The organism is Cupriavidus sp. 05L411, assembly GCF_056398045.1.
In genome coordinates, this window is the sequence record NZ_JBFTOQ010000094.1 from 1 (window position 1) to 10021 (window position 10021).

Genomic DNA, 10021 nt, shown 5'->3' on the forward strand with positions numbered 1-10021 from the left:
GGTTGTGGAGCGCACGCATGCCTGGCTTGCTGCGTTTGCTAAGCTGCGCATTCGCTTCGAGCGTCGCCTCGATATCCATCTCGCTCTGCTCACGCTTGCCTGCACTATTATCTGCTCCCGATTCGTTGAGCAGTTTTGTTAGCGACTCTAAGTCACGAAGCGTTTGGAACGGGGAACCCCCGCATCAGTCGGCAAAACCACCAGTACACCGTTTGCCGGGCCGGAAAGCCCTTGGGTCGCATGCGCCAGCCACGCCCCAAGCGCACCAGCTAGCGCAAGGCGTCGATCACCTGCCGTAGATCAGCCTTCCTGCACCGCCCCCGCGTGCCGAGCCTCGGCAGCAGTCCCTCCATCGCTGCCCACTCCATGTCCGTCCGATCACTCGGATACCGCTTTGTCTTGGCCGTCACGCTTGCCTGCCGCTCTCGATGATATCTTTTAACGTCCGAACGTTAGAACACAGCCGCGGCGAATTTTCAAACGGGCTCTTACTGACCCTGGAACCCGACCATTGCCAGCGTGACAAGGTCTTATTGCAAAGCCTCGATCGCCTGCGGTTAGAATGCCTCATAAAGCACTAACGAGGTGCCGGCGTTTCCCACTGAACTAGTCCCTGCCACAGTGCGCGCCTGGGCCCCCGTGTAAGAGGGCAGACTGTGTCCGGCGAGTCAGGGGGCCGTCTACGTTGTGACACGCCCCTGCAACTCAGGGTTCGCTTCGCAGGTGGCCCCAGGACCTATCGCCATGGACCGTGTGGGAGCGATATCGGTCAGATTACCGACCTCATATTGACAAATGCATGTATAGGATGTCAGGAATGAAGACGACGATCGACGAAATGCTTGCCTTTACGGCCGTCGTGGACACGGGCTCAATTACGGCTGCCGCTGAACAGCTAGCTCTGACGGTGTCCGCCACCAGCCGAACATTAAGCCGGCTTGAGGAAAAACTACAGACTACGCTGCTGCGGCGAACAACACGACGACTGGAACTGACGGAGGAAGGGGCGGCGTTCCTGGAACACGCCCGTGCCATCCTGACGAGAGTCGATGAAGCGGAAGAGCAAATGGCGGCGAGACGGATGCGTCCGGTCGGGCGGTTACGGATTGACGCAGCGACACCATATATGGTGCACGCAATCGTACCGCTACTGGAAGGCTTCCGAAGCCAGTATCCGGAAGTAGAGCTGGAGTTGAACACGAACGAGGGCATTATTGATCTGCTTGAGAAGCGAACCGATGTGGCATTTCGTATCGGTCCGCTGAGAGACTCCACGCTGCACGCGCGTCCGATTGGCAGCAGTTCCCTTCGCGTGCTCGCGAGTCCTGACTATCTGAAACGCCACGGCACTCCGACCAAACCGGCGCAACTCGCGCAGCATTCCCTGCTAGGCTTTACACAGCCGGAGTCGCTCAATGAATGGCCGCTGCTCAACCATAACCAAACGATCATGCGCATTGAACCGACAATCGCCTCGTCAAGCGGCGAAGTACTTAGGAATTTGGCCTTGGCTGGTCAGGGCATCGTTTGTCTGGCAGACTTCATGACAAGCGATGATCGACAATGCGGGAGACTGGTTCAGTTATTCACGCAGCAAACACTCGATGCGCGACAGTCGATTAACGCAGTCTACTACCGCAATACGGCATTAGCATCCCGCATTATCTGCTTTGTCGATCACGTGGCCAGAGAGCTTGGGGAAAAACCACAGAACACTGGTCATAATATCGGATCGAGCAAAATAACACATAAAAAATAATACAATCAATCTGATTTTTAACACATTAAATTTAATTATCCCACAGGGAGAGAAGGTATTGAGAAATTAAAAACCGTTCCCGTTGGATTTCCTGAACTACACCAGAGATGTCCGCCATGTGCTTTGATTATTGAATTGCAGATGATCAGGCCCATGCCAAGTCCATTATCCTTTGTCGTAAAAAATGGTTCAAACATCCGTTCATTTGCCTGTTGAGTAAGGCCCGCCCCGGAATCCTGTACGGAGACGATGACACCTTTCTTGCCGAAATTCCTCGAACGTATATGGAGGATTCGAGGCCGCTCCGTAATGCCTTTTAGGGCATCCAGAGCGTTCAGCGCCAGATTCAGGATCACTTGCAGTAGCTGGACCTTGTTGCCGCTAACAGGCGGAAGGTCTGGGCTTAGATCGGTCGTGATCGCGATCTGCTCTTCCGAAGATTTTCCTCTAACCAGCGTTAACGTCTCTCCAACGAGATCGTTCATCTGCAAGCGAGCAGGAGCGGATGGCGTTGTTTTCCTGAGAAGATCTCGCATCCCGTCTATGATTGCCGCTGCTCGGATCCCCTGAGAAACAATGCTACCCAAGGACTCGCGTGTTTCATGGAGATTTGGCGGATCATGATCCAGCCAGCGGATCGCTGCGGCGGCGTTGGCTGTTAATGCTGCTAGTGGCTGACTGAGTTCATGTGCCAGCGAAGATTGCAGAACGCTCAACGTCATGACTCTTGACGCGTGTTCCAGATCGACTTGCGCCCTCCGAAGCGACTTTCGCTGCTGATCTACTTCTTCGATTAGTCTGTAGCTTTCAAGGAGGACTGCCAATAGCCGCGCGAAGAATCTGAGCACTGCGATCTCTTCGGGGACGCGATCTGACGTCGATAGCTGGCACTCAATATAAAGAGAACCGACAATTTTTTCATGCCTGATTAGCGGCAGACAAATAATCCGGCGCGTGCGGTGAATGGTTATATAGTGATCGTCTTTAAATGGCGCTACTGATGAAGCATTTTCGAGCACCAGCTCCGCGCCCGTGTTCAATACATGGTGGATAACCGACTGAGGAAGTGCGATTTGTTGCGGCGTTGAATCGACAATTTTCGGCGACGGAGAGCCGACGCCCGCCATCACCACTGCAGCTACGCACTGCTCAGTGCCCTGAATGGCTACTACCGCCGCACGCGTCGCACCGGTCAGTTTCAAGCAGGTGTGCAACAGGACGTTTAATATTGCCTGGCTATGCACATCAGATGCCGCTGGCGGAAACGCTGTACACAGCATTGCCAATTTGCTCGCAAGACCGATCCGATCACAGTCAGGAATCGGAGAACACGATGGCATCTCGACAAGATCATGTGCGAGGTGCCGGTGCGAGCGGAAGGAGGCTTTAAGGCGAGCAAACTGGTGTCGGCGCCGGGCGCCGAGAGCACTGGGCACCGCGGGCCGATTCTGGCTGCTTCCTGTCAGTGGTTTCATGCTCTTCCTCATACAGCGGCCGACTGGCGGCGCCATAAAAAAGGCGGATTTTCCCTCAGAGGGGGAGTTGCGCAGGCGCCCCCCCGGGGCTGGATGACGGATATGCTAGTTGAGCAAGTCGCAAATGATCAAATCAAAACACTATTTACAAGGAATCAAGAATCGATGTCGGTCGCGCAACGTAACGCCAGGGGAAAACCCATTTAGTCCGCGTGGCAGTCATCGTTGAGTGGCTCGTAAGTGTTGTCATGTGTGTGTCCCGGAGATGAGCCAGAGATGAAGCGACAGTTCAGTTTTGCGAAAGCAGAGAAACCACGGCAAGAAGTGCGTGACCCGTCGCCAGCGCCTTCTGAACGAGATGGAACGCGTGGTGGCACGGCGGCGACTGCTGGCGGCGATTGAGCCTCCCTATTCCAAGCGACGATGTGGCCGGCCGCCGATTGGATTGGAACGGATGCGTATTTGCTTCCTGCAGCAGTGGTATGGACTGTCGGACGAAGCACTGGAAGATTCGCTGTACGACAACATAGCGATGTGCACGTTTGCAGGGATAGAGCAAATGACGGAATCTGGCGCGCACTGCAGGCAGGAGCAGATCGCCAAAAGATGAACGTCTCGGCGATTGTGAATGGCGCCTCAAGGTGGGCCGCAGGGATCACGATCGAGGCGGCAGCGGGACTACGGGACAGGCGGAGTGAGATTGTCTGCCACCAAGGCTGAAAGCCGAAGCGACGCAGTGAATTGAAGCCCGCCAACGCCACCGAGCGGGACAGCAAGGGGAAGATTCCGTTCGCCGCAATGCAAAATCAGAGTACCGATCGCATTGTTCATGACCAGAGCACCTCGTCGGAGTGCTTCCACTCATGCACGATGCGTTGCGTAGAACTCGGTCTTCCGCTTTCGGATCAAGCGGGCTTGATCATATCTCGGGCATATGCGAACCCTGTTCCGTAGCCGCCGCCATGCCCTAGACGCCGACGTCGAGATCACGACTGGCACGCCGAAGGCAACTGCGGTCTTTGCTACCGCCAGGCCGTTACTGCGAAGCAATTGCGGGGCCTGATATCCCGCTGCGAAAGCGAGTCCCGCTTGTTCGTCGACAAGGACGAGCGCACATTGAGTTGGTTCGTGCAAAGGTAGTTCCGACATGGGAAGTTGCTCCCGTTTAAGAACGGGATGGCGCCCCCGTAAAGCACTGTGCTCGCGCACAAGGGCATCGCCAGAGGACGACTCAGGGGCCGCTCGCCTCCCGACTTTCCTGGCGCGTTACGACTATAGGAAGGCAATATCATGCCCAACCTTGAGATAGTCTCCAGCCAGCACATCGACATCGACATCGCCTCAGCTTCCTGGATGGAGCGTCGCTCATCCTGCATCGCTACGGCCTCCACATGACGCCACTGTGTCGGTGCGGCAGATTTCAGATGCCTGCGGCGAACTAGCGGGACTTTTGCACTTCGTTCGCCCTCAAACTCAATTCGCAGGTCAGCGCCATGACATTCAATCTACGCTCAACGTCTCCCGCATCGATGCGAGACGGACCGCACGCGAGGCATCAGTCATTCCCCTGTACTGCACGTTGTGCGGCCGCACGAACCCCGACGGTCGCGATCAGCGCTGAGCCCGCGCAGAGCATGCCAGCTATCGCCACGCCGTGCCATCCATACCGACCGGCTGCAAACGTCCCAACTGTCGACCCTGCGGCGCCGCCGAGGAAATAGCAAGTCATGAAGATCGTGTTAAGACGCCCGCGCACCGCCGGAAGCAACGCATATAGCCTTGTCTGGTTCGCGACGAGATTCGCCCGGCTTCCCAGGTCAAGCACGACTATACCGGCGATTAGCCACGCGATTGACCATATCGAGCCAGCGACAAGTCCGAACGCCAGCATCACCAATATTGCGGCCCCGCCGACGACTCGTCGCCCACCGAAGCGATCCGCAATGCGGCCGATGGTGGGCGACGCAAACATCCCGACCAGGCCGACAAGCCCGAAGAGCCCGGCCACCTCGCTGCCCCAGCCATAGGGCGGCCCGGCAAGCATCATGGCAAGCGACCCCCACAAGACGTTGAAGGCCCCGAACAAGAGAAAGCCGGTCAGACAGGCCTCGCGCAGAAGCGGCTCTCGTGCGAACAGCTCTACCAGTGACCGGAGCAAGCGTGCGTATGACAGGTCACTTTCCGATCCGGCACGTGGCAAGTGAACCCAGACCATCGCGATCAGGACGAGATCGAGAGCCGCAGCCAACAGGAACATCGAGCGCCAGCCCGCGTGAGCACCGACATAGCCACTGACCGTGCGCGCTAGCAGCGTGCCGGCGAACAGTCCACTCAACAACCGCCCCACCGTCTGTCCTCGTTGCGCGGGGTCTACTTGCCCCGACACTGCAGGAATGATGACCTGGGCACTCATCGCCGTGAGCCCGAGGAGGACACTGGCGGCCAGCAACCAAGGAAGATTCTGGGCGGACGCGCACAACCCAAGCGCGGCCACGTTTGCCAGCAACAGAACGGTAATCAACTTTCGGCGATCGAGTTGATCCCCCAAGGGGCCAAACAGCAGCAAGCCGCTGGCGTAGCCGAGCTGCGTCAGCATGGCGATGGCGCCTTGCGCCTCGGCACCAGCGTCGAAGGCGGCAGCCATCGCTGGAAGCAACGGCTGGCTGTAATACAGGTTCGCCACGGCGAATCCGCACGACGCAGCCAACACCAGCACACTTCGCCCCGACAAGGACGTGCCGTCCTGTGCCCTGTCAATCATCGTTCAAGTCCTCAAAGATACTGGATTGGGAAAATGGTCAGCGAGAGTGTGCGTATCGATATATGCACCTTGCCCGTCTGCAGGTCGGTCAGCACCTTTTCCTGAGTGGCCTTGTCCAGTTCGGCGAATACCTTGCCATGCTCCTTCTTGCACCATGCGTTGCAGGCTGCGATGCCGTGCCGATAGTTGTCGCGTGGCACCAGGCTCAACTGGTAGCCGAACTCCAGCACCCGGTCCGTGTGGAAATGGTCTCCGCATGTACCAGAGCTTGCCGTGGCCGAACGGCGTTTCCATCTGACGATCGACGAATTCGGGCAGCCTGGCAGCGAGTACCTGGCGCAGGAAGCGCCTGCGAGGCTCTTTGTCTTCCGACATGGCTCTCTCTTATGGGGTGCTTGCGGAGAAGGGTCACGCTGGGATATCGCCACCGGTGTGGCCCTTCGAGGTGGTTTCGTCGCGCCAACTACGCGCCGTTCCAGCCGCGCAAGAAGTCGATCAACAACTCGTTGACATGGGCAGGCTGCTCTTCCTGCGGCAAGTGGCCACACTGGGCGATAGGTTCAGCGCGCAAGTTGCTGGCCATTCCTTCCCAAACGGCCTTCATATCGAACATCCCGCCCACCGCGTAGAAGTCCTCGCCCCAGATCGCCATCGCGGGACACTTGATCTTGACGTCGGCATCGATCAGGTCCTGCGCCACATCTTCGGCGTTCGCCCGATAGTCAGCCATTGCTCCGCGCACTGCGCCGGGGCGCTTGTACGCGCGGACATAGGTGTCGAACGCCTCGCCTTCGATCGTGTGTGGGTTGTAGCACCAGTCGGCGAAGAAATGGTGGAGCCACTCGGCTTCCTTACCTGCGATCAGGGTCTCAGGGAGGTCCGACACCAGATGGAAGAGGAAGAACCAATAGGCGCGCGCGGTCTGTGCACTCATGTTCTGCGCGACGACTCGTGTCGGCACGTTATCCATCACCACCAATCGGTCCACGCGCTCAGGATGATCCTTCGTCAGTCTCGTCGCCACCCGGGCACCGCGGTCGTGCCCTACCAGCGCCACCTTGCCGATCTTCAGTTCATCGAGCAGGCGGGTGATGTCCAGCGCCATGTTCCGCTTGTCGTACCCCGAGGACGGCTTGTCTGTTTCCCCGTAACCGCGCAGATCGGGAGCGATGACCCGATAGTGCCGGGCCAGCGCCGGAAACTGAAATCGCCACGCGAAACTGGTTTCCGGAAATCCATGCAGAAGCACCACGGGAGGTCCGTCACCGGCTTCGAGAAAATGCTGTCGAATACCATTCGCACGAATCGTATGATGCTTGATCCGAATCTGGCTATTTTCCATGATGTCTTACCTTCTGGCGTGGAATCGGCTTCCCCGCCAGCTCAATTCAAAATCTGAATTGCCCGGGACGAGGAACGTTAAATTGTTGTCCTCTCACTGATCGACATTCCGCATGCGGATCGATTTTTCGTTTTTATTAAATTCACCAAAATTGTGAATGTCATCAATCGGGCAGCTTCGCTTTCTGACTCCCTGGCAAGCTCCCTCCATTCTTCGAAAGAAAGCTGAAATTTTCTACCCGATCCTCGTAGAACCGGCTAACACCAAGGTCGTAGGTCGCATCGCATCAGCCCGCCCCGCACACAAGCCCAACACGTCGCTCCTGCGCCAAGACACCTGTTGATCCAGCACGTCGTTAAGACTACCGTCTCGACGATTATCCGTAAGTAGTATTGACCACAGGAATGGCATCCGTTTAACTTACTGGGCTTCATGACACTTTCAGGTCACCAGAATGGTGTCGATCGAGCTTTTTCCCCTGGCTCGAAATAATCGCCGCAGCTAGTGGGCGCGCATCATCCTTCGCCTGTTTTTCGACTGCGCTCGATCAGCGCACTATCCGAACGATAGCCAAACTGAATCCGGTCACATTCCGGTCAAGGAGTTTCCAAATGAATGCCGCATCGCCAAATGGCGTAACTGTCGTGCTCGTCCACGGTGCATGGGCTGATGGGTCAAGTTGGGCACGGGTCATCCCGCACCTGCTGGACAAGAACATTCCCGTGGTAGCAATCCAGAATCCCACCAGCTCGCTCGCCGACGATGTGGCCGCGACCGAGAGGGCGATGGCGTCGATCAAAGGCCCGATTGTGTTGGTTGGGCATAGCTGGGGTGGGACGGTCATCACCGAGGCAGGTAACGATCCCAGGGTGAAGGGGTTGGTGTACGTAGCCGCGCTTGCGCCGGGGGCAGGCGAGTCGACGGGCGACCTGGTCTCGTCACATCCTGCCCCGCCGACGCTGGGAAAGATTCAGGATGATGGCCGTGGTTACCTTAAGCTCAGCCCCGAGGCCTGGATCGAAGATGTCGCGAACGATCTGCCGGCATCCGAGGTACGCATCCTCGCAACGGTGCAGCCTCCTTTGCCTACCAGCACGTTCGGCGACAAGATCACCAAAGCCGCGTGGCAGACGCGTCCGAGCTGGTACGTCGTGGCGACGGACGATCGCGCAGTGAGCGTGGAACTTCAGGCGGAACTCGCCAAACGGCTCAAGGCGAAGACGACTGAACTGAAGGCAAGCCATCTTCTGATCCTGTCGAAGCACCGGGAAGTTGCAGACGTCATCATCGACGCGGTTAAGTCGGTTACTGCTTAACCTGGCCTGCGTCTATGCCCGCCAGCGCCGGGGGCCATGCAGTGATTCCACGAGGCGGTAGCATCCGCCCTCACGATGGTCCGGAACGCGTGCGTGACTTCCCGAATCCCTCTGCCGGTTCCCGTCGCGATAGCGCCTCGGTCCGGGGTGCGAGCCCTACCCATCTCCTTGCGGTATCCGAAGTCATGAAGCAAATCCTCAAACGCCTGGCGCTCGCCTGCACACGGCTGTTGTTCACAATAATGCTGGGGGCATCTGTTCTGCCTTCCGCGCAGGCCGCGGCACCACAAGTTCGTACACAGGGGCCCGGCTTTCACCGCGTCATGGTCGGAGACTTCGAGGTGACGGCGCTCCTGGACGGAACGCATGCGTTTCCGATAGATGCGGTTGTTGAAGGGGTGTCCAAGGCACAAATCAAACGCGACCTCGATGAGGATTTCCTGCAAGCTCCCGTCCAGGGTTCCATCAACGCCTTCTTGATCAACACTGGCGCAAAACTCGTCCTGGTCGATGCCGGGGCGAGCGTGCTCTATGGTGACTGCTGCGGACACTTGTTGGCCAACCTGCGAGCGTCTGGCTATCAACCGGAACAAGTTGACGAGATCCTGCTGACGCACCTGCACAAGGACCACGTTGGTGGTGTCGACGCCAGCGGAAAGATGGCGTTTCCAAACGCCATCTTGCGCGTGAACCAGGCCGAAGCAGACTACTGGCTCAATCCAGCCAGCAAATCAAAGGCGCCCGACTTCCTCGCAACGTTCTTTGATGCGGCCATCGCATCGGTCGCACCTTATGTTGCGGCAAACAAGGTCCGCCCGTTTATCGGGGACATCGAACTGGATGCCGGTATTCAGGCAATGGCATTGCCCGGCCACACTCCCGGACACACGGGGTATCTGATCCGAAGCAAAGGGGAGGGAATGTTGGTCTGGGGCGATATTGTCCACGTTGCCTCAATTCAAATGCGAACGCCCGAGGCGACGGTCAAGTACGATAGCACCGCGACCGGGGCGCAACGCTCGCGCCGCTCGGTCATGGATATGCTGGCAACCAGTCATTACACGGTAGGTGCGGCCCACATCGCCTTCCCCGGCTTGGGGCACATTCGAAGAGCGGGAAACAAATATGAATGGGTGCCCCTGAACTATGTCGGAGAACCCGGAAAATAGCCCCGCCGTTTGTGGCGGATGATGAGCCGCCACCTGCTCGTCATGTATTAAGAGTCGCTAACAAAACTGCTCAACGAATCGGGAGCAGATAATAGTGCAGGCAAGCGTGAGCAGAGCGAGATGGATATCGAGGCGACGCTCGAAGCGAATGCGCAGCTTAGCAAACGCAGCAAGCCAGGCATGCGTGCGCTCCACAACC

6 protein-coding genes and 5 pseudogenes are annotated in these 10021 nt (G+C 57.7%); 5 read left to right on the forward strand and 6 right to left on the reverse strand.

Annotation, left to right across the window (positions count from 1 at the left end; genetic code table 11):
- Nucleotides 1-142: pseudogene (locus AC1DQR_RS39660) on the forward strand (IS5/IS1182 family transposase); the annotation flags it as partial.
- Between the two features lie 37 nt (nucleotides 143-179).
- Here AC1DQR_RS39660 and AC1DQR_RS39665 read toward each other — a convergent pair.
- A pseudogene (locus tag AC1DQR_RS39665) lies at nucleotides 180-410 on the reverse strand (transposase); the annotation flags it as partial.
- A gap of 407 nt (nucleotides 411-817) precedes the next feature.
- Between AC1DQR_RS39665 and AC1DQR_RS39670 the strand changes: the two are divergent.
- On the forward strand, nucleotides 818-1759 hold the full coding sequence (locus tag AC1DQR_RS39670; protein ID WP_477135071.1) for a LysR substrate-binding domain-containing protein: 942 nt from the start codon (nucleotides 818-820) through the stop codon (nucleotides 1757-1759).
- Between the two features lie 35 nt (nucleotides 1760-1794).
- Here the strand turns inward: AC1DQR_RS39670 and AC1DQR_RS39675 are convergent, their stop codons facing one another.
- Nucleotides 1795-3270, reverse strand: coding sequence for a GAF domain-containing sensor histidine kinase (locus tag AC1DQR_RS39675; RefSeq protein ID WP_477135072.1), 1476 nt, complete (start codon nucleotides 3268-3270; stop codon nucleotides 1795-1797).
- Between the two features lie 240 nt (nucleotides 3271-3510).
- Here AC1DQR_RS39675 and AC1DQR_RS39680 point away from each other — a divergent pair.
- Nucleotides 3511-3805, forward strand: a pseudogene (locus AC1DQR_RS39680) (transposase); the annotation flags it as partial.
- Nucleotides 3806-4789: 984 nt separating this feature from the next.
- Here AC1DQR_RS39680 and AC1DQR_RS39685 read toward each other — a convergent pair.
- From AC1DQR_RS39685 to AC1DQR_RS39695, 3 genes and pseudogenes are all read right to left on the reverse strand, one after another.
- Entirely contained in the window at nucleotides 4790-5995 is a 1206-nt protein-coding gene (locus AC1DQR_RS39685) for an MFS transporter (RefSeq protein WP_416046927.1), read from the reverse strand.
- A gap of 65 nt (nucleotides 5996-6060) precedes the next feature.
- Nucleotides 6061-6370 (reverse strand): annotated as a pseudogene (locus AC1DQR_RS39690) (gluconate 2-dehydrogenase subunit 3 family protein); the annotation flags it as partial.
- Nucleotides 6371-6458: 88 nt separating this feature from the next.
- A complete protein-coding gene (locus AC1DQR_RS39695) occupies nucleotides 6459-7337 on the reverse strand; it encodes an alpha/beta fold hydrolase (protein WP_416046926.1) in 879 nt (292 codons plus the stop codon).
- 611 nt (nucleotides 7338-7948) lie between these two features.
- On the opposite strand from AC1DQR_RS39695, the gene AC1DQR_RS39700 reads away from it, so the two are divergent.
- Both AC1DQR_RS39700 and AC1DQR_RS39705 read left to right on the forward strand, forming a co-directional pair.
- On the forward strand, nucleotides 7949-8653 hold the full coding sequence (locus AC1DQR_RS39700; protein WP_416046925.1) for an alpha/beta fold hydrolase: 705 nt from the start codon (nucleotides 7949-7951) through the stop codon (nucleotides 8651-8653).
- Between the two features lie 185 nt (nucleotides 8654-8838).
- Nucleotides 8839-9822, forward strand: coding sequence for an MBL fold metallo-hydrolase (locus tag AC1DQR_RS39705; RefSeq protein WP_477135073.1), 984 nt, complete (start codon nucleotides 8839-8841; stop codon nucleotides 9820-9822).
- A gap of 57 nt (nucleotides 9823-9879) precedes the next feature.
- Here the strand turns inward: AC1DQR_RS39705 and AC1DQR_RS39710 are convergent.
- A pseudogene (locus AC1DQR_RS39710) lies at nucleotides 9880-10021 on the reverse strand (IS5/IS1182 family transposase); the annotation flags it as partial.